Source organism: uncultured Flavonifractor sp. (genome assembly GCF_944385615.1).
Taxonomy (GTDB): Bacteria; Bacillota; Clostridia; order Oscillospirales; family Oscillospiraceae; genus Flavonifractor.
On the sequence record NZ_CALWXV010000026.1, the window covers coordinates 17,228 to 35,344 of the forward strand.

Below are 18,117 nucleotides of genomic sequence, written 5' to 3' on the forward strand. Positions count from 1 at the left end.
ACCGGTTGGAACAAAAAGCCCCTTGAAGTGAAAGAAGGGACAGTATGAACGCAGAACATCAGGAAAAAGTAGACCGGCAGGTGTGCGCCAACTGCGGCGGCACCATCAAATGGAACATCGCCAAACAGCAGCTGGAGTGCTCCTCCTGCCGCACGCCCTATGAGGCCAAAACCACGGTGGAACGGGTGGAAGAGCATGACTTTGACGGATATGTCCAGCGGGAGGGCAAACGGGTTTCCTTTCCGGATAACACCATCATTGCCTGCGGCACCTGCGGCGCTCAGATCGCGGTAGATGAGAACTGTACCGCTACGGTGTGTCCCATGTGCGGCTCGACCCATCTGCTGGAGAGCCGGCAGGAGGCAGGGGTCCCGCCGGACGGGGTGATCCCCTTTCGCATTGACCGGGAGACCGCCCAGCAGAATTTCTCCAAGTGGGTCAAAAGCCGCTGGTTTGCCCCCAACCGGCTGAAGCGGGCCTATCAGGGGGGCAAGCTCCAGGGGATCTATCTGCCTTTCTGGACCTTTGACGCGGAGGTCACCAGCACCTATCGGGGGGAGGGTGGCCGGACCCATACCGAGCGGGATGATGATGGACATACCCACACCGAAGTGCGCTGGCGGCCGGTCAGCGGCACAGTAGGGGGCAGCTATGACGATTTACAGGTGTGCGCCACCTTGAACACTGCCAGCCAGGTGGTGGAAAAGGTCCTGCCCTACAACACCTGTGACAACACCATCCCCTTTTCCAGCAGCTATCTGTCCGGTTTTTTGGCGGAGCACTACGCCATCCCCGCTACCCAGGCAGTGGAGACCGCCAAGGACCAGATCCGGGCAGATCAGACCAGTGAGGCGGAGAGCGACATCCTCCGGCGGGGATTTGACCGGGCCCGGGTCAGCAATGTGGATATCCACTACCACAAAATCACCTATAAGCACGTGCTTTTGCCAGCCTGGACCTCTGCCTTTGCCTACAATGGGAAACAGTATATGTACATCATCAACGGCGAAAGCGGCAAGGTAGGGGGACAGCGGCCCTACAGTGTGCCCAAGATCGCGGCGGCGGTAGCTGTAGGCGTAGCGGCGGTGATCGCCGCAGTGATCCTGCTGAGCGGCGTCAGTGAGCCCGACCCTGTACAGGAAGAAAGCCGCACCCAGTCCTATGCCGTCATGTGTCAGGAGCCATCGCCCTGGCAGGAATGGGACCAGGTACTTGAGACAGAGAAAGGATGAACAGCCATGGCATGGTTTGGTCAGGGAAAAGATACCATTGAATGGGAAGAATTTCGGGACGACGTTTTGTTTTACAAATGGCCGGCCAAGGAGATCAAGCGGGGTTCCCGGCTGATCCTCCGCCCCGGTCAAAAGGCTATTTTCTACTCCGACGGCATGGTGGGCGCCGTCTTTGAAAATCCGGGCAATTTTGATATCTACACCGATATTGTGCCCTTTTTCTCCACCCTTCAGGGATGGTTCTCTCTGCGGGGAGACACCGGTATGCGGGCTGAGGTCTACTTTGTCAACGCCAAGGAGCTGACCCTGCCCTGGGGCACCCGCCAGCGGATCATGATCCCCACGCCGGAAGTGCCTACAGGTATTCCGGTGGGCTGTAACGGTAACCTCATCATTGAATTCCGGGATTACCAGACCTTCATTAACAAAGTGGCGGGCGTAAAAGAGACCTATTCCCTGGAGGATGTAGCCGATCGGATCATGGGAGAGCTCAACCCTGTGGTGGCGGAGGCCATCCTGGGCGGGGAGCGTCAGATGGGGCTGAACGCCCTGATCGGCCTTCAACAGAACAGCCGGAAACTGGGCAAGGCCATTCAGGTGGAGCTGGACAAGGAGCTGAGTGAGTTTGGCCTGGGGGTGGCCGACGTCAATATTCTGGCCTTCAACTATCCCCCTGAAGTGCAGAAAATGGCGGAGAAGATAGCGGCCCAGTCCTTTATCACGGATATGGGGAAATATACCGCTGTCAGCATGGCGGACAGTATGTCCACCCCCGGCAGCGCCGGTTCGGCGGCAGCCGCAGGGATGGGCATGACCATGGGGATGCAGATGGCAGGGCAGATGATGGGCATGATGGGGCAGCAGACCGCCCCTCAGCCTCAGCAAGCCGCCTGTGTCTGTGCTGCCTGCGGCTATACCAGCCCTACAGTGGTGAAGTTCTGCCCCCAGTGCGGCAAGCCCATGGGCCAGCCTCAGGCCGCGCAGCCTGCCGGTGACCGGTTCTGTCCCACCTGCCGCAAGATGGTGGCTGGAAAGTTCTGTCCTGACTGCGGAACGCAAACGGTATAACACGGGAATAGAAAAATGGCTCTGTCATAAGACAGAGCCATTTTTTGTCGGTATAGAAGAAACAGAGGCTTACAGGAAACTCTTCAGCTGCTCCACCATGTCGGTGTGCTCCCAGGGCAGGTCGATGTCGGTGCGGCCGAAATGACCGTAAGCGGCGGTCTGCTCGTAGATGGGACGGCGCAGGTCCAGCTTCTCAATAATCTTGGCCGGACGCATATCAAAGCACTGGTTCACGATGTCGGACAGCTTCTCCTCGGAGAGCACGCCGGTGCCATAGGTATCCACCAGCACGGACACAGGATGGGCCACGCCGATGGCGTAGGCCAGCTCGATCTGGCACTTGCGGCACAGACCGGCGGCCACCAGATTCTTGGCGATGTAGCGGGCCATATAGGCGGCAGAGCGGTCCACCTTGGTGGGGTCCTTGCCGGAGAAGCAGCCGCCGCCGTGAGCGGCGGAACCGCCATAGGTATCCACGATGATCTTGCGGCCGGTGAGACCAGTATCGCCTACAGGACCGCCTACCACAAAGCGGCCGGTGGGGTTGACATAGAACTTGGTGTCCTTGGTGATGTACTGGGCGGGAATGATGGGCTTAATGATCTCCTCCACCACGGCCTCCCGCAGGTCCTTCAGAGCAATGTCGGGGTCGTGCTGGGTGGAAACCACGATGGCGGGGCAGGAGAGGACCTGGCCGTTGTCATCATACTCCACGGTGACCTGGCTCTTGCCGTCGGGGCGGAGCCACTTCAGCTTACCAGCCTTGCGCACGTCGGTGAGCTGCCGGGAGAGCTTGTGAGCCATGGAGATGGGGGCGGGCATCAGCTCGGGAGTCTCGTCGCAGGCGTAGCCGAACATCATGCCCTGGTCGCCGGCGCCGATCAGGTCGGCGGCATCGGTGCCGCCCTCCTGATGCTCAAAGGACTGATTGACGCCCATAGCGATGTCGGGGGACTGCTCGTCGATGGCGGTCATCACCGCGCAGGAGCGGTAATCAAAGCCGTAGGCGGGATCGGTGTAGCCGATGCGCTGTACCGTGCGGCGGACGATGGAGGGGATGTCGGTGTAGTGGCTGGTGGTGATCTCACCCATAACGGTGACGATACCAGTGGTGGTGAAGGTCTCACAGGCCACATGGGCGGTGGGGTCGGCAGCCAGAATGTCGTCCAAGACGGCATCAGAGATCTGGTCGCATACTTTGTCGGGGTGACCCTCGGTGACAGACTCCGAGGTAAACAGACGGTTTGCCATTGGTAATTACCTTCCTTTCTGATTTGAGCAAAAACACGCTCCGCCGGACGGCGGAGCGCGTTGGGCTCTTCCATCCTCATCTTTCGATTTCCTCGCCGGATTTGGCACCTTGCATTGCAGGTTGCCGGGTTTCATCGGGCCGTTCCCTCCACCGCTCTCGATAAGGCTATTCAATTGACTGTGGGTATTCTATCGACATTTTCCCACTTTTTCAATAGACAAAATCAAAGCTTTGTATAAATGGAGCGGTTACGCCTTCCAGCCGTTGAGATAAGCCTCCTGCTCAGGAGTCAGCTCGTCGATCTCCAGTCCCATGGCGGCCAGCTTCACCCGGCCGATCTCGTCGTCAATCTCGGCGGGGACCTGATACACCTTTTTCTCCAGACTGTCTTTGTGCTTGGTCAGCCACTCCAGAGCCAGAGCCTGGACGGCAAAGGACATATCCATGATCTCGGCGGGGTGACCGTTGCCGGCGGCCAGGTTCACCAGCCGGCCCTCGCCGATCACATTCAGGGTGCGGCCGTCGGGCAGGGTAAAGCCCTCGATATTGTCCCGACGCATCTCCCGCTTGACCGCCATTTCGGCGAGCCCGGCCACGTCCACCTCACAGTCGAAGTGTCCAGCGTTGGTGAGAATGGCATTGTGCTTCATCACATCAAAGTGGCGGGGCGTAATAACGTCCTTGCAGCCGGTGACAGTGACGAAGATGTCACCGTATTGGGCGGCTTTGTCCATGGGCATGACCCGGAAGCCGTTCATGGTGGCGTCCAGGGCCTTGAAGGGGTCGATCTCGGTGACGATCACATTGGCGCCCATACCGGCGGCCCGCATGGCAACGCCCTTGCCGCACCAGCCGTATCCGGCCACTACCACGGTCTTGCCCGCCACCACCAGATTGGCCGTGTGCATGATGGCGTCCCACACGCTCTGGCCGGTGCCGTACTTGTTGTCATAGTAGTGCTTGGCCTTGGCGTCATTGACAGCCATCATGGGGCAGGGCAGAATCCCCTCCCGCTCCCGGGCCTTGAGGCGCAGGATGCCGGTGGTGGTCTCCTCGCAGCCGCCGATAAGGTTTTCCCCCAAATCGGCACACTTCCCACCCAGCAGGTGGACCAAATCGCCGCCGTCATCCACGATCAGGTGGGGCTTGAACTTCAGGGTCTCGATGAGGTGGCTCTCGTACTCCTCGGCGGAGGCGCCGTGGATACCGAAGGTCTCCACCCCCAGATCGGCTAGCCCGGCGGCTACGTCGTCCTGGGTGGACAGGGGATTGGAGCCGGTGAGCCGCACTTCGGCGCCGCCTCTGGACAGTACATAGCCCAGGTTGGCGGTCTTGGCCTCCAGATGGACGGATACCGCCACCCGCAGACCGGCAAAGGGCTGCTCCTTTTCAAAGCGAGCCTCAATGCCGCCCAGAGCGGGCATGAAGTCCCGCACCCAGCTGATCTTTCGGCGGCCGGAAGGGGCCAGAGAGGAATCTTTTACAATACTCATTTTAATAAACCTCCTTGGGGGACCACAGCGGAAAGGCTGGGTCCGTCCCAAAAATCTAAAGTAAGCAGGGGCTTGGTTTTGCGGAAGGCCTGGATTCGCCGGTGGAGATCCAGCAGCTGCTCAGCCGAAGGCGCTGACGCTCCGCCATAGGCGGGACAGGTGAAGAACCAACAGAACTTGGCGCCGCTGGCGGTGATGCGGTCATAATACTCCTCGGTGGCGACCCGTTCTGCATTATCTGCCGTACAACGGCAGGCCACTCCAAAGGGAAGCTTTTCCGTTTTCAGCAGATCGGATGCCCGCTGGGCATCCAGCGGGTCCACGTCCACCTGAATGGCGGGGAACAGGTTGCCCACCCGCAGCAGATCCTGACACAGGGAAGGGGTGATGGCGTTTGGCGGGGTAAAGGCGGCAAACACACAGTCGGTATGTTTGTTGCACAAGGCGATGATCTCCTCTTGGGGGGCCAGGGGGTTACCGGCGCTGAAAATGAACAGGTGGCAGCCTCTGGCCTTGCGGGCTTCCAGAGCCGCGTCCAGACTGTCAAATTCCATGGAGGGGCGCACACCGAAGATAGAGGCGCCGCAGCCGGTACAGTCCATCGTACAGGGAAAGGAGGGGTCAATGATGACCGACCAGGGGGCCTTGTCCTGGCTGAGCTCGCCGGATTGCTTTTTGGCCGGCCATTCCAACAGTCCGCCATGGATGATGAAATTTTCAAAGATCTTTTTCAGCACTCTGGTATCAATGTCGGTATACATACTGCGAATCAACCGATGCCAGTTGTTGTCCGGGTCGGTCATCGCCCTGTGAAACAGCTCCTGGTAGGGGGATGGGAGACGATCCCCTGCAAATCTGTCCAGCCACTCCATCAGCTTAGGGAGGTTGGCGTCCGGGTCACGATCCAGATAGTCCAGTGCCCTTGCGATGCCAAAAGCCTTGAGCCGGGCCGGTATACTCATGGATGTATACGCTCCTTTCACAGCTCTATATAGAAAAAACGAACCTGTACCAAAATGGAACAGGGCCAGTTTAGAATAAGATAATCATATCATACTGTTTTTCATCCTGCAATGCCATAGACAAAAAGAAAAAGCTGTCGGTATTTTGGAGAAAAAACGGGGGCGTCCATCCAAAGCGACAAAAAGCGGGGCCATCTTGCGATATACAAATGGGGCGGACCTGTGGTATACTAGAGCAAATCAAAGGGAACAGTTGAAAACGAGGAGTGAGCCTATGCGCACCGGACTCATTACATTTCATTTTGCTCATCACTATGGCGCCCAGCTCCAGGCCCTGGCCACTATGAAGGCCATTCAGGGCCTGGGGCATGACTGCCAGATCATTGATTACCGCCTGCCCCATACCACACGGACCAACCAGCTGTTTAAAAAGAGCCGGGCCGTGCGTGATATGGCCTCCGACGCCCACACCGCCCTCCACTACTCCGCTTTCCAGCGGCGGTTCCAGCGGTTTGAGGCTTTTGTGGCGGAGGAAATGAGCCTATCCTCCCAGCGGTATACCGCCTTTGCCCAGCTGCGGGAGGCGCCCCCCGCCTACGACGTATACGTGGCGGGCAGCGACCAGATCTGGAACCCCTATATCTTCCAGAACAAGCAGTTTGACCCGGCCTTTCTGCTGGATTTTGTCCGGGAGGGCCGGCGGATCTCCTACGCCCCCAGCCTGGGAGTACCCCAGCTGCCCGAGGACAAAGCGGCGGAGCTGAAGCGGTTCCTGGAGCCCTTCTCCGCCCTCTCGGTGCGGGAGAAGCGGGGCCAGGTGCTGGTGCGTGAGGCGGCGGGCCGACAGGCTCGGGTGGTGCTGGACCCCACCCTGCTGCTCAACGGAGAGGACTGGGGCAAGCTTGCCCGGCCGCCCAGACATCAGGGGCCCTATATCCTGTGCTATTTTGTCTCCGATCCCGGCGAGGCGGCCCCCTATGCCCAGGCTTTGTCCAAGCGGACGGGCTGGCCCATTGTGCAGCTGGCGGGGGCCCGTCGGAAGATCGACGGGGCCAAGGAGATCGTCTTTGACGCAGGCCCCCGGGAGTTTTTGGGCCTGTTCCAGCACGCCGCCGCTGTGGTGACCAACTCCTTCCATGGGGCGGCCTTCTCCCTCCAGTTCAAAAAGGCCTTCTTCACCTCCATGTCCCCCAAGGAGCGGCGGGAACCCACCTTCTCCCGAATCTACAGCCTGCTGTCCCGGCTGGGGTGCGCCGACCGTATCATCGGCCTGGACAGCACCGCCCCCATTGACGCCAAGATGGACTACGACCAGGTCTATGAGCGGCTGAACGCCGCCCGGGCCGACTCTCTGGCCTATCTGAAGGCAGCGGTGGAGGGGACGGCCCTGCCGGAAGAGGAGAGGGCGGCCCAGGAGGTGCCCAAGCCCAACCTGTGCAAGGCGGAGGACTGCACTGGCTGTACTGCCTGCGCCTCGGTCTGCCCGGTAAACGCCATCCAGATGAAACCCGACCACGAGGGTTTTCTGCGGCCGGTGGTGGGGGAGAGCTGTATCCTCTGCCGCAAGTGCGAAAAAGTCTGTCCTGCCCTGACCCAGCCGGTGAAAGGGCCGGACCCCAATTGTGCCCATGCCGTGTGGAACAAAAGCGAAGCAGTCCGGACGGACAGCTCCTCCGGCGGTATGTTCTCTCTGCTGGCCGGGTATGTGCTGGACCAGGGAGGTGTGGTATTTGGCGCGGCCTTTGACGGTTATATGGCGGTGCGCCACACCAGCGCCGCCACGGACAAGGAGCTGGCGGCCATGCGAGGCTCCAAATATGTGCAGAGCGACCTGGGGGATACCTTCCGTCAGGTAAAGGAACAGCTGGAGGCGGGCAAGCAGGTGCTCTTTACCGGTCTGGCCTGCCAGGTGGACGGCCTCAAGCACTACCTGGACCACGACTATGATAACCTGCTGACCTGCGACTTGGTGTGCAACGGCGTACCCTCCCCGGCGGTATTCCAGGCCTATCTGAAAAAGCTGGGGGCGGAACACGGGGCTCCGGTGACCGGACTGCGCTTCCGGGACAAAGCCCACGGCTGGTCCCACTCCCATATGACCGTCCGGTTTGCCGATGGCGGCACTACCACCACACCCCTGCATCGAACCACCTTTGGCCGGGGCTTTGGGATGCAGCTCTTCCTGCGGCCGGTGTGCGGCAAGTGCCGGTACACCAGCACCAGCCGCCCGGCGGATCTGACCCTGGGAGACTTCTGGGGGCTGGACCCCAAGCTGAATCTGCCTACCGAGCGGGAGCGGGGGGTGTCCCTGGTCCTGGTGAACAGCGCCAAGGGGCAAAAGGTCTTTGACGCCCTGGCGGACAAGCTGGGACAGGTGGAGCGGCCTGTGGCCGAGGCGGTGGCGGGCAATCCCCGGCTGGCCTATCCTCTGACCCACAATCCCAAACGGGCGGCCTTCTTCTCTGCTTTTGCCGCCATGCCCTTTGACCAGGTGGAGCGCCGGTATCTCACCCCGCCGCCCCTGCCTTACCGGGCGGCGGCCAAGGTGCTGACGCCGGGCATGAAGGAGAAGATCCGCAAGATCCTGAAATAACGAATGTAAAATTTACAATTTGTTTGGGAATTTTTTCTGTGGCCCTGCTACACTGGGCACATTGATACTGGGACGGTATGCCGTCCCTCGGGAGGTAGTATTCTTTGCGTGCGATTCAACGATGGCTGGACCGGTTCTGTTATAAGCACCCCAGGTTCGGCATTCCCAATCTGATGCTGGTGATCGTGGTGGGCAATGCGCTGGTGTGGCTGCTGGACCAGTTCAGCCGGGGCTTTTCTCTGTCCTCTGTCCTGAGCTTTGCCCCCTACTATATCTTGCGGGGCGAGGTGTGGCGGCTGGTCACCTTCGTCTTTGTGCCGGAGAGCAACAGTCTGATCCTGCTGGCCATCTCGCTGTATTTCTATTACTGGATCGGCTCGGTGCTGGAGCGGCAGTGGGGGACGGCTAAATTCACGGTGTTCTATCTGCTGGGGCTGGCGCTCAATATCATTGCAGGATTTATCATCTACCTGTTCGTACCCCTGCCCGGAGCTACCGCCTCCATGACCTATGTAAACCTGTCTCTCTTTTTCTCCTTTGCCACGCTGTATCCTGATTTGCAGGTGCTTCTCTTCTTTATCATTCCTATCAAGGTCAAGTGGCTGGCCTGGCTGGATGCGGCTCTGTTTACCTACTCCATCCTGAAAAGCCTGGTCATGACCTTTACCGTAAGTATCTTTTCTCTGGTGGGCGTGGTGGCTCCCATCGTAGCCATCCTGAACTATCTGATCTTCTTCTGGGACGATCTGATGGCCAGCCTGGGCCGGGTCAAGCGGCAGACCGCCCACCGGGCTTCCCGGCAGACGGTGAATTTCAAGCAGGCCACCAAGCACGCCCAGGAGACCCGCGGTTATATCCACAAGTGCGCGGTATGCGGAAAGACCGATACCGACTATCCCGACGAGGAGTTCCGCTACTGCTCCAAGTGCAACGGCTACTACTGCTACTGCTCGGAGCATATCCACAATCACGTCCATATTCAGTGATGAAAAATCACCCGGAGGTCGTCCTCCGGGTGATTTTTTGTGGGATTTAAAATTCTTTTTTGGCATAGATGCTTTGGGAGATGCAATAGGAGATTGCAAAGCCACCAATGGATACTAAAGCAAAGAGAACCGGCAGGGCGGCCAGCAGCCAGGCGGGGGGCTGGAGGAGAGACAGATTGTGGCTGGCCGCTCCCCCCAACAGCACCATGCTGCCGAACAACACAGCGAAAAAGATCACATTGAGAATACGGGCTTTTTCTGTACCAAATTGAAAGGTCAGGGGTAGAAGGACAGCGTCCAGCAGCAGCCCTGCTCCAGTACAGCAGAGGGTGATGAGCAGGCAGTCTATGGGACTATTCTCACCGATACCCAAAAGCGTGGCTGCGGCCATCAGAAGACCCGCTAATACCGTGCTGATTGCTAGAGTCAGGAGCGTGAAGAGATACTTTCCCTTGATGATGCCTTGGCGTCCCACGGGGGAGGCCACGGCAAAGCGGGCCCAGCCGTTGGTGTCATCCATGCTGATGGAGGACATGGGAATCATCATGCCCAGAAGCACCACCATCCCGCCCAGCACGCTGATGTCAAACACGCCTGCAATGGCCAGACCGCCATAGACCAGGAAGAAAAGCAGATAGGTCCCCGCCAGTCTGCGCATGGCCAGAATATCCTTATAGATGAGGCCCTTCATTGTGCATCCCCCTTTACGGTAAAGATCATAATGTCCTCTAAGCTGGCCGGCTCCACCGTCAGGCCGGGGTAGCGGCGGGTGAAGGCGTGGCGGTCTTTGACCAGTGCTTCACAGCCAAACTGACCCATCCGGTGGCCGCCCAGCAGGGAGGGGTCCACCCCCTCCAGATCGGTACGGCCGCACACCAGCTTACCGTAGGTGTCCAGAAGCTCGTCTTTAGCCCCGGTCAGCGCCACCTTGCCCTTGTGAAGGTAGGTCACATAGTCGGCCACTTTTTCCAGGTCGCTGGTGATGTGGCTGGAAATGAGAATAGAGTGGGTTTCATCCTGGATAAAGTCCAGAAATTCGTCCAAAATCTCATCCCGTACCACCGGGTCCAGGCCGGAGGTGGCCTCATCCAAAAGCAGGAGATTGGGATGTATGGCGAAGGCCGCCGCCAGGGCCAGCTTCATGCGCATTCCTTTTGAAAAATCTTTGATGAGTTTTCGCTCAGGGAGAGAAAACTTGTCCAGATAGTGCTGAAATATGGCGCTGTCCCACTGGGGATAAAGCCCCTTCTGAATCCGGTCGATCTGTGCCGGGGTAAAGGGGTTGAAGTAACTGCTGTCGTCCAGTACCACCCCCAGCTGGGCCTTGACCGCCCGCTCGTCGATGATGGTATCCAGTCCAAAGACAGAAATCTCTCCAGCATCCCGGTGGGCCAGGTTCAAAATGCACTTGATGGTGGTGGACTTGCCCGCCCCGTTTTCCCCAATGAGGCCCATAATGGTACCGCCGGGCACGGTGAAGGACACATCGTCCAGCTTGAAGGACCCATAGTCCTTGGTGAGATGAGATACTTCCAATGCATTATTCATAAGAATCCTCTCCATACAGAAGGCTGAGGGTCTCGGTCAGCTCGGCCAGAGAAACCCCGCCGGTTTTGGCAATGTCCACCGCCTGGGACAGATGCTCCTCCGCCCGGCGGAGGGTCTCCTCGTGGACCAGCTCCAGGTTGCGGGGGGCCACAAAGCACCCCTTGCCCGGAACCATGGTGATGAACCCGTCCCGTTCCAGCTCCTCATAGGCCCGTTTGGTGGTGATGACGGAAATGCGCAGCTCCTTGGCCAGCAGCCGCATGGAGGGCAGGGCCTCCCCCTCCCGCAGCTCCCCCCGGAGGATGAGGCACTTCATCTGCCGGGTGATCTGGTCATAGATGGGCACGCCGCCGGAATTGCTGATGATGATATCCATGGTGCACCTCGTGTTGTCATACTGTATATACTTGACATATACAGTAATAACATATAGATACACGGTTGTCAAGGGGATAGGAAAGATTTTCTTGCCAGAGGGGAGCGGACCCGGTATGATGGGGTAAAGTGGTTTGGAGGAGGAATGTACCATGTATGCGCCTATCTTGGAGATCGACACCAAAAAAGTGACCGAAAATGCCGGAAAACTCCATGCTTTTTGTGACCAGCGAGGGGTGGAGCTGACCTTTGTGACCAAAGGCTTTTCTGCCCGGCCGGAGGTGATACGGGCGGCGCTGGCCGGGGGGATTACCTCCTTTGCAGACAGCCGCTTGAAAAACATCCGGGCGGCCAAGCAGGCTATCCCTGGCCTGAAGTATCTCCTGATCCGTATTCCCGCTATCATGGAGGCCGAGGACGTGGTGCGCTGGGCGGATTGGAGCCTCCAAAGCCAGATCGAGGTGATAAAGGCGGTATCGGAGGCTGCCCTGCGGCAGGGCAAGATCCACCCCATCATTCTGATGATCGACGTGGGAGACCTGCGGGAGGGGGTCTTTGGCCGGGCACAGTTGGATGAGATCGCGCCCCAGATCAAGGACTGTGCCGGAGTGGAGCTGGTGGGGCTGGGTACCAATGTGGGGTGCTATGGCAGTGTTCTGCCCTCGGTGGAAAACACCGCCGTTCTGGTGGAGCTGCGGGATTATCTCCATAAAAAATACGGCTTTTCCATTTCCGTCCTATCGGCGGGGGGCACCTGCGCCCTGAAATTGCTGGAGGATGGGAGCATGCCCGCCGGTATCAATCAACTGCGGGTGGGGGAGGCGGTGCTTTACGGAGAGGACACCACCGGAAACCGCTTTTTGGAGGGCTATCACCAGGACGCCTTTCGTTTCAAAGCACAGGTGGTGGAGCTGCGGCGCAAGCCATCGGTGCCCATTGGAGAGCTGGGCCGGGACGGCAAGGGGGACACGCCGGAATATCCTGACCGGGGCGTGCGCTTGCGGGCCATCTGTGCCGCAGGTAAGCAGGATGTGGCCTGGGCCGCCCTCACCCCCATGCTGCCGGGGGCGGAGATGATCGGGGCCAGCTCCGACCACCTGATCGTGGACGTGGAGGACTGCGGCAGACAGGTACAGGTGGGGGACTGGCTGACCTTCCGGTGCGGCTATATGGCGGTACTGGACGCCACCACCTCCGCCTATGTGGATGTACAGATATGGGAAGACTAAAAAATACCCTCTGACACGATCTGTCCGTGTCAGAGGGTATTTTTGTGTTCCAATATGGTATTTATCGTTTGCTCAGCTTGAGGACCAAAGCGGTACGATCGTCCGCCCCGCCGCCATGCTGCTCGCTCTCGTCAATGAGGGATTGGGCCAACTCCCGGGGGCTGGCTCCGTCAAAGGCGGCCAGCTGATCCCGCACCCACTGGTCGGCTCCGCCGCCGGTGACGCCGTCGGTAATGAGCAGCACACAGTCTCCCGCATCCAGCTTCAGGTGGGTCACATCAGGGGCGCCGCCCTCGCCTCCAGCCAGCCCGGCAGGGAGGGCGCAGCCGGTGACCCGGCTGACGCTGGTCCCTTTTTTCACATAGCTGGGAGCGGCGCCGTATTTGTAAATATCTCCCTCGCCGGTAAACAGATCCACCCGCAGCAGGTCGATGGTGGTAAAGCCGATTTCCTCCTCCCCCCGCAGAGCCAGGGCGGCACTGAGGGTACGCAGGGCGTTGACCGGCTGGACCCCCGCCCGCAAAAACTGCTCCAGCAGCCGCACCGCCAGGGTGCTCTCCCGCTCGGCCAGCCGCCCGGAGCCCATACCGTCGCACAACAGGACATAGAGGGCTCCGTCATCGTGCTTGAACCAGGCCCCGGTATCTCCCGATACGGTCTGGCCGTCTTTTTTCCGGGCGGCCACCCCGGCCACTGCCATCAGCGGCTCGCACTGCACCAGCACCAGCTGGTCCCGCCGTCCATCCTCCACCAGCCGCAGAGGGAAATTCATCAGCTTGGACAGCTTTTCTACCTGACTGCTTTGGCGCAGGGGGGACAGGCCTGCCCCCTCCAGCTCCAGCCGCAGGTGGCCCGCCTCATCGTAGTAGACCGCCAGCTCACATTCCACGCCCTGGGCGGTGAGATACTGCCGCAGCCGCTTTTCCCGCACCGGATCGGGGATGAGCTCGGCGCTCAGCTCCGCAGCCGCCGCCCCCAGCACCTCCGCCAGGTCCCCGTACTGGCGGCACACCGCTGCCCGGTTCTCCTTCAACCGGTTCTGATATTGCCGCCGGTACAGCAGTCCCGCCAGCTCTTCGTTGACCGCAGCCAGAAAGTCTGAAAATTTCATGCAGCGGTTGGAAAAATAAGCGGGGAAATCGCCGCCTTCCCCTTTGCCCCGCTCCAGCATGGCGGGCAGAGCATCGTTGAGGGCGTTGTAGGTGGAAACATAGTCCCGCTGCCAGCAGGAGGTCTGGAGCGGGCAGTGCTTGCACACCCGCTCCGCCGTCCGGTCAAAGACGCTGGCGGCGTCGCTGTCATTGGGACGGCAGGGACGGAGGGTACCACGCATGGATTCATAGAGGCTTTTGAAGGCGGCCGCAGTGCATTCCATCCGTCCCTTCACATAGGCCATGGCCCGCTCCTGGGTGCCGTGTTTGGGTTCCCGTACCACCAGCGCCCCTACCTGCCGCAGCAGCTTGTCCGGCAGCAGCAGAAAGACAACCGAGGCGGCAAAGACCTCATAAAGCAGGGAGATGTGGAGGCCGTCCTTCCAGGTCCACAGCACCGCCAGAGCGTTGGACAGCACATAGGCCAGGGTGGCGGCCAGCTTGCCCTGCCGGTGGAAGACCCCAGTCATGACGCCGGAGAGAGCATAGGCCATGGCATAGAAGGGCATACCACCGGCAGACAGGTCCATTCCAAGACCTACTGCGATCCCAGCGGTGGCCCCGGCGCTGACGCCTCCTTTGTAGGCCACGGCCATTACCGCCACAGCGGCGGCAAAGCGGCCCACCGACAGATCTCCCAGCAGGGTGAGCTTGGACAGGGTGAGCAGAAGGCTGCCCGCCAGCAGCAGCAGACTGATGGTCTGCCGTGGGGTGAGCCCCTCCTCCTCTCGCTTTTCGGTCCAGGGGGTAAAGGCGATGCGGTAAAAGTAGACAGAGGCGCCGCACAGCAGCAGCTCCGTGCCGAAGAAGATGAGGGTCTCCTGGGTCCAGCCCTGATCGGATAAATAAATAAACCCGGTGACACCGTCGATGGCGGCGGCGGCCAGAGGCATGAACCAGCTCTTCCGATAGGCCCCCACATCAAAAAAGGCAAAGGCCACCGAAAAAACCAGCACACTGGCCGCCACATACCGCAGGCCTTCCACAAAGCCCTCCATGGTGAGATAGCCAAAACAGGCCCCCAGCAGGGCACACAGTCCGTCCAGCCCCGAGCCGGAGGCCCCTACCATTCCCAGCCCAAAGGGGGCATAGCCGCCGAAGATCTCCGCCCCCGCCAGCAAGGCCCCCAGCAGGAAGCGGATGACACACTCGGCGGAGCGCACCAGTGCCGGAGCCCGGAACACCACCTTCCCTGTCTCCCGGGCCTCTTCCCGCAGGCGGGCCGCCTTGGTTTTCAGCGTTTCTTTTGTAGACATGGTCCCTGTCTCCTTTGCTCCCGGGGCTTGTCTGCCCGTGGTATCAAAGATAGTATAGACCATATATTGGGAAAACTGGGTCGGAATGCGTAAAAGTGGTGAGCTTTTAAAAAGTATTACACGGCAATATACTGGAAAAAACGGCTATTTAGACTATTTCATGAACTTATCATAGGAGAAACGACATGGGTGGACGTTGTTCTGTTCAAAACGGAACTCCACGCAAATACAAACAGGCTCCAGGTCAATTTGACCTGAAGCCTGTTTGTAAAATCACGCGGATACAAATTGATTGCGTGCCGGATCATACTGGAAGCCAATGGAACTCAGCTTCTGGGTTATCTCATCCGGATCAGCCTGAAGATCCTCACACAATGCCTCCAGCGAGGAGTAGCAGTCCCGGAGTTTGGTGTTTACATAGCTGAAAAGGATCATAGGGTCCTGGGGAAGCATAAAATCGCGCCTCCTGTCTGTTTTGTGAATGCCGGTTAAACGCCCAGCTTTTCAGCGACAAAGTCGTCCACTTTGGCCAAGGAATCGTCCAGCTTGAGAACGTCGGAGCCGCCGCCCATGGCGCTGTCCGGCTTGCCGCCGCCCTTGCCGCCGCAGCAGCAGCACACCTGCTTGACCAGCTCGCCGGCCTTGATACCCTTGGATACCGCCTCCTTGCCGCACACCGCCAGGAAGGTGATCTTGCCGTCCTTCACGCTGGACAGCACCGCTACCACGCTGGCATCCTTGTCCCGCAGGAAATCGCCCATCTTACGCAGACGGTCGGCGTCGGCGTCGTTGAGGGTGGCGGTGAGCACCTTCAGGCCGCCCACATCCTTGGCCCCCATCAGGAAGTTGCCCGCCTGGTTGATGGCCTCCTTGGCTTTGAAGCCCTCCACCAGATGGCGCAGGTCCCGCAGCTCGTTGATGGTCTGCTCGGCCTTCTCCCGCAGCTCGCCGGGCTTGGCCTTGAGCACAGCGGCGGCCTCAAACAGCTTTTGCTGGTTCTGATTCATGATCTTCAGGGACAGAGCGCCGGTGGTAGCCTCAATGCGGCGCACACCGGAGGCCACGGAGAACTCGCTCTCGATGTGGAACACGCCCACCTTGGCGGTATTGTCCAGGTGAGTGCCGCCGCAGAACTCCACGGAGTAGCCCTCGCCCATGTCCACCACCCGGACTGTGTCGCCGTACTTCTCGCCGAACAGGGCGATGGCCCCCTTCTTCTTGGCCTCCTCGATGGGCAGCACGTCGGTGTGGACGTCGTACCCCTCCAGCACCGCCTCGTTGACCATAGCAGAAACCTTGGCCAGCTCCTCGGCGGTCATGGCGGAGAAGTGGGTGAAGTCAAAGCGCAGCCGGTCTGGCTCCACCAGAGAGCCGGCCTGATGGACATGATCTCCCAGCACGGTGCGCAGAGCCTTGTCCAGCAGGTGCGTGGCGGAGTGGGCCCGCATGACGGCCTTCCGGCGGGGCACGTCGATGGAGGCAGTAACAGTATCTCCCAGCTTGAGGGTGCCGGCAGTGAGCTTGCCGGAGTGCATATACTTACCGCCCTTGTTTTTCTGTACGTCGGTGACCTGGAACTGAGCGCCGCCAGCGGTGGTAATAACGCCGTGATCGGCCACCTGTCCGCCCATCTCGGCATAGAAGGGGGTCTTGTCCAGCACCACAATGGCCTCCACGCCGGGCATCAGCTCCTCGGCCTGCTCATTCTCCACCACCAGAGCCACCACCTTGGCGTCGTCGATGGAGGTGTGGTCATAGCCCACAAACTGGGTCTCGGGCACGTCCTTACCAAACTCCACGCCGGCCCAGCCCAGGTCGCCCAGAGCCTCCCGGGCCTTCCGGGCCCGCTCCTTCTGCTCCTGCATCAGCTTCTGGAAGCCGTCCTGGTCTACGGTCATACCCTGCTCCTCCACCATCTCAATGGTCAGGTCGATAGGGAAGCCGTAGGTGTCGTACAGCTTGAAGGCGTCGGCCCCGGAGAACACGGTCTCGCCCTTCTCCTTATGGCCTGCCAGCAGGTCGTTGAAGATCTTCATGCCGCCGTCGATGGTACGGGCAAAGTTTTCCTCCTCGGTGCGGATGACCTTGGTAATATAGTCCTGCCGCTCCCGCAGCTCGGGATAATGGCCCTCGTTTTCGTGGATGACGGTGTCGCACACCTCATACAGGAAGGGCTCGTTGACCCCCAGCAGCTTGCCGTGGCGGGCAGCCCGGCGGAGCAGGCGGCGCAGTACATAGCCCCGGCCCTCGTTGGAGGGAAGCACGCCGTCGCAGATCATGAAGGTGGCGGAACGGATGTGGTCGGTAATAACCCGCAGGGACACGTCCTTGGCGGCAGTCTCGCCATAGTGGGCGTGGGTAATCTCGGATACCTTATTGGTGATGTTCATCACGGTGTCCACGTCGAACAGGGAGGCCACATCCTGGCACACACAGGCCAGGCGCTCCAGGCCCATGCCGGTGTCGATGTTCTTCTGCTTGAGCTCGGTGTAGTGGTTCTCGCCGTCATTGTCAAACTGGGAGAACACCACGTTCCACACCTCGATATAGCGGTCGCAGTCGCAGCCCACGGTGCAGCCGGGCTTGCCGCAGCCCCACTGCTCGCCCCGGTCATAGTAGATCTCGGAGCAGGGACCGCAGGGGCCGGAGCCGTGTTCCCAGAAGTTGTCCTCCTTGCCGAACTTGAAGATGCGATCGGCGGGGATACCGATCTCCTCATTCCAGATGCGGAAAGCCTCGTCATCGGCGGGGGTGGTCTCGTTACCGGCAAAGACGGAGGGATAGAGCCGGTTGGGGTCCAGACCCACCCACTGGGGGCTGGTCAGGAATTCCCAGGCCCAGTGGATGGCCTCCTTCTTGAAGTAGTCGCCGAAGGAGAAGTTGCCCAGCATCTCAAAATAGGTGCCGTGGCGGGCGGTGTGGCCGATGTTCTCAATGTCGCCGGTACGGATGCACTTCTGGCAGGTGGTCAC

Annotated in this window: 14 protein-coding genes and 1 riboswitch; of the genes, 5 read left to right on the forward strand and 9 right to left on the reverse strand. The window is 59.9% G+C overall.

Features of this window, described 5'->3' with window-relative positions:
- The first annotated feature begins 44 nt into the window (after positions 1 to 44).
- Positions 45 to 1,232: a hypothetical protein gene (locus Q0J75_RS08110; protein WP_297199369.1), complete on the forward strand. Its 1,188-nt coding sequence runs from the start codon at positions 45 to 47 to the stop codon at positions 1,230 to 1,232.
- 6 nt (positions 1,233 to 1,238) lie between these two features.
- Positions 1,239 to 2,300, forward strand: coding sequence for an SPFH domain-containing protein (locus tag Q0J75_RS08115; RefSeq protein WP_297199372.1), 1,062 nt, complete (start codon positions 1,239 to 1,241; stop codon positions 2,298 to 2,300).
- Positions 2,301 to 2,369: 69 nt separating this feature from the next.
- Here Q0J75_RS08115 and metK read toward each other — a convergent pair whose 3' ends face one another.
- From metK to Q0J75_RS08130, 3 genes are all read right to left on the reverse strand, one after another.
- Positions 2,370 to 3,551: a methionine adenosyltransferase gene (metK, locus tag Q0J75_RS08120; protein ID WP_297199375.1), complete on the reverse strand. Its 1,182-nt coding sequence runs from the start codon at positions 3,549 to 3,551 to the stop codon at positions 2,370 to 2,372.
- A gap of 73 nt (positions 3,552 to 3,624) precedes the next feature.
- Positions 3,625 to 3,718: riboswitch (SAM riboswitch) on the reverse strand.
- Between the two features lie 82 nt (positions 3,719 to 3,800).
- Positions 3,801 to 5,045 (reverse strand): adenosylhomocysteinase, encoded by a 1,245-nt coding sequence (locus Q0J75_RS08125; protein WP_297199378.1) that lies wholly within the window; start codon positions 5,043 to 5,045, stop codon positions 3,801 to 3,803.
- Positions 5,042 to 6,007, reverse strand: a complete 966-nt coding sequence (locus Q0J75_RS08130) for a radical SAM protein (protein WP_297199382.1) — start codon at positions 6,005 to 6,007, stop codon at positions 5,042 to 5,044. The genes Q0J75_RS08125 and Q0J75_RS08130 overlap by 4 nt, the downstream gene beginning before the upstream one ends.
- A gap of 274 nt (positions 6,008 to 6,281) precedes the next feature.
- Between Q0J75_RS08130 and Q0J75_RS08135 the strand changes: the two genes are divergently transcribed.
- Together Q0J75_RS08135 and Q0J75_RS08140 are read left to right on the forward strand one after the other, a co-directional pair.
- Entirely contained in the window at positions 6,282 to 8,600 is a 2,319-nt protein-coding gene (locus Q0J75_RS08135; protein WP_297199385.1) for a polysaccharide pyruvyl transferase family protein, read from the forward strand.
- A gap of 104 nt (positions 8,601 to 8,704) precedes the next feature.
- A complete protein-coding gene (locus Q0J75_RS08140) occupies positions 8,705 to 9,586 on the forward strand; it encodes a rhomboid family intramembrane serine protease (RefSeq protein WP_297199388.1) in 882 nt (293 codons plus the stop codon).
- Between the two features lie 46 nt (positions 9,587 to 9,632).
- On the opposite strand, the gene Q0J75_RS08145 is transcribed toward Q0J75_RS08140, so the two are convergent.
- The 3 genes from Q0J75_RS08145 to Q0J75_RS08155 are packed head-to-tail and all read right to left on the reverse strand — an operon-like array spanning position 9,633 to position 11,510.
- Positions 9,633 to 10,277, reverse strand: coding sequence for an ABC-2 transporter permease (locus Q0J75_RS08145; protein WP_297199391.1), 645 nt, complete (start codon positions 10,275 to 10,277; stop codon positions 9,633 to 9,635).
- Positions 10,274 to 11,134, reverse strand: a complete 861-nt coding sequence (locus tag Q0J75_RS08150; protein ID WP_297199393.1) for an ABC transporter ATP-binding protein — start codon at positions 11,132 to 11,134, stop codon at positions 10,274 to 10,276. The genes Q0J75_RS08145 and Q0J75_RS08150 overlap by 4 nt, the downstream gene beginning before the upstream one ends.
- The gene (locus tag Q0J75_RS08155; protein WP_297199396.1) at positions 11,127 to 11,510 is read right to left on the reverse strand and encodes a GntR family transcriptional regulator; all 384 of its coding nucleotides are present in this window, start codon (positions 11,508 to 11,510) and stop codon (positions 11,127 to 11,129) included. Before Q0J75_RS08155 ends, Q0J75_RS08150 begins: the two co-directional genes overlap by 8 nt.
- Positions 11,511 to 11,661: 151 nt before the next feature.
- Here Q0J75_RS08155 and Q0J75_RS08160 point away from each other — a divergent pair, with 151 nt between their 5' ends.
- Complete coding sequence (locus Q0J75_RS08160; protein ID WP_297199399.1) at positions 11,662 to 12,738, forward strand: alanine/ornithine racemase family PLP-dependent enzyme; 1,077 nt, start codon at positions 11,662 to 11,664, stop codon at positions 12,736 to 12,738.
- Positions 12,739 to 12,799: 61 nt separating this feature from the next.
- On the opposite strand, the gene Q0J75_RS08165 is transcribed toward Q0J75_RS08160, so the two are convergent.
- The 3 genes from Q0J75_RS08165 to alaS form a co-directional block, all read right to left on the reverse strand.
- Positions 12,800 to 15,145 carry a SpoIIE family protein phosphatase gene (locus Q0J75_RS08165; protein ID WP_297199402.1) on the reverse strand — a complete coding sequence of 782 codons (2,346 nt, stop codon included), beginning with the start codon at positions 15,143 to 15,145 and terminating at the stop codon, positions 12,800 to 12,802.
- Between the two features lie 273 nt (positions 15,146 to 15,418).
- Positions 15,419 to 15,598, reverse strand: coding sequence for a DUF4250 domain-containing protein (locus Q0J75_RS08170; protein ID WP_297199405.1), 180 nt, complete (start codon positions 15,596 to 15,598; stop codon positions 15,419 to 15,421).
- A gap of 35 nt (positions 15,599 to 15,633) precedes the next feature.
- Positions 15,634 to 18,117, reverse strand: a 2,484-nt coding sequence (alaS, locus tag Q0J75_RS08175; protein ID WP_297199408.1) for an alanine--tRNA ligase, incomplete at its 5' end; no start/stop codon positions are given.

Excerpts from the sequence above, each read along its gene's own strand:
- Q0J75_RS08135 (WP_297199385.1), top strand. The coding sequence starts at position 6,282 with ATGCGCACCGGACTCATTACATTTCATTTTGCTCATCACTATGGCGCC.
- metK (WP_297199375.1), bottom strand. The coding sequence starts at position 3,551 with ATGGCAAACCGTCTGTTTACCTCGGAGTCTGTCACCGAGGGTCACCCC.
- Q0J75_RS08130 (WP_297199382.1), bottom strand. The coding sequence starts at position 6,007 with ATGAGTATACCGGCCCGGCTCAAGGCTTTTGGCATCGCAAGGGCACTG.
- Q0J75_RS08145 (WP_297199391.1), bottom strand. The coding sequence starts at position 10,277 with ATGAAGGGCCTCATCTATAAGGATATTCTGGCCATGCGCAGACTGGCG.
- Q0J75_RS08125 (WP_297199378.1), bottom strand. The coding sequence starts at position 5,045 with ATGAGTATTGTAAAAGATTCCTCTCTGGCCCCTTCCGGCCGCCGAAAG.
- Q0J75_RS08115 (WP_297199372.1), top strand. The coding sequence starts at position 1,239 with ATGGCATGGTTTGGTCAGGGAAAAGATACCATTGAATGGGAAGAATTT.
- Q0J75_RS08150 (WP_297199393.1), bottom strand. The coding sequence starts at position 11,134 with ATGAATAATGCATTGGAAGTATCTCATCTCACCAAGGACTATGGGTCC.
- Q0J75_RS08110 (WP_297199369.1), top strand. The coding sequence starts at position 45 with ATGAACGCAGAACATCAGGAAAAAGTAGACCGGCAGGTGTGCGCCAAC.
- Q0J75_RS08165 (WP_297199402.1), bottom strand. The coding sequence starts at position 15,145 with ATGTCTACAAAAGAAACGCTGAAAACCAAGGCGGCCCGCCTGCGGGAA.
- Q0J75_RS08155 (WP_297199396.1), bottom strand. The coding sequence starts at position 11,510 with ATGGATATCATCATCAGCAATTCCGGCGGCGTGCCCATCTATGACCAG.
- Q0J75_RS08170 (WP_297199405.1), bottom strand. The coding sequence starts at position 15,598 with ATGCTTCCCCAGGACCCTATGATCCTTTTCAGCTATGTAAACACCAAA.
- Q0J75_RS08160 (WP_297199399.1), top strand. The coding sequence starts at position 11,662 with ATGTATGCGCCTATCTTGGAGATCGACACCAAAAAAGTGACCGAAAAT.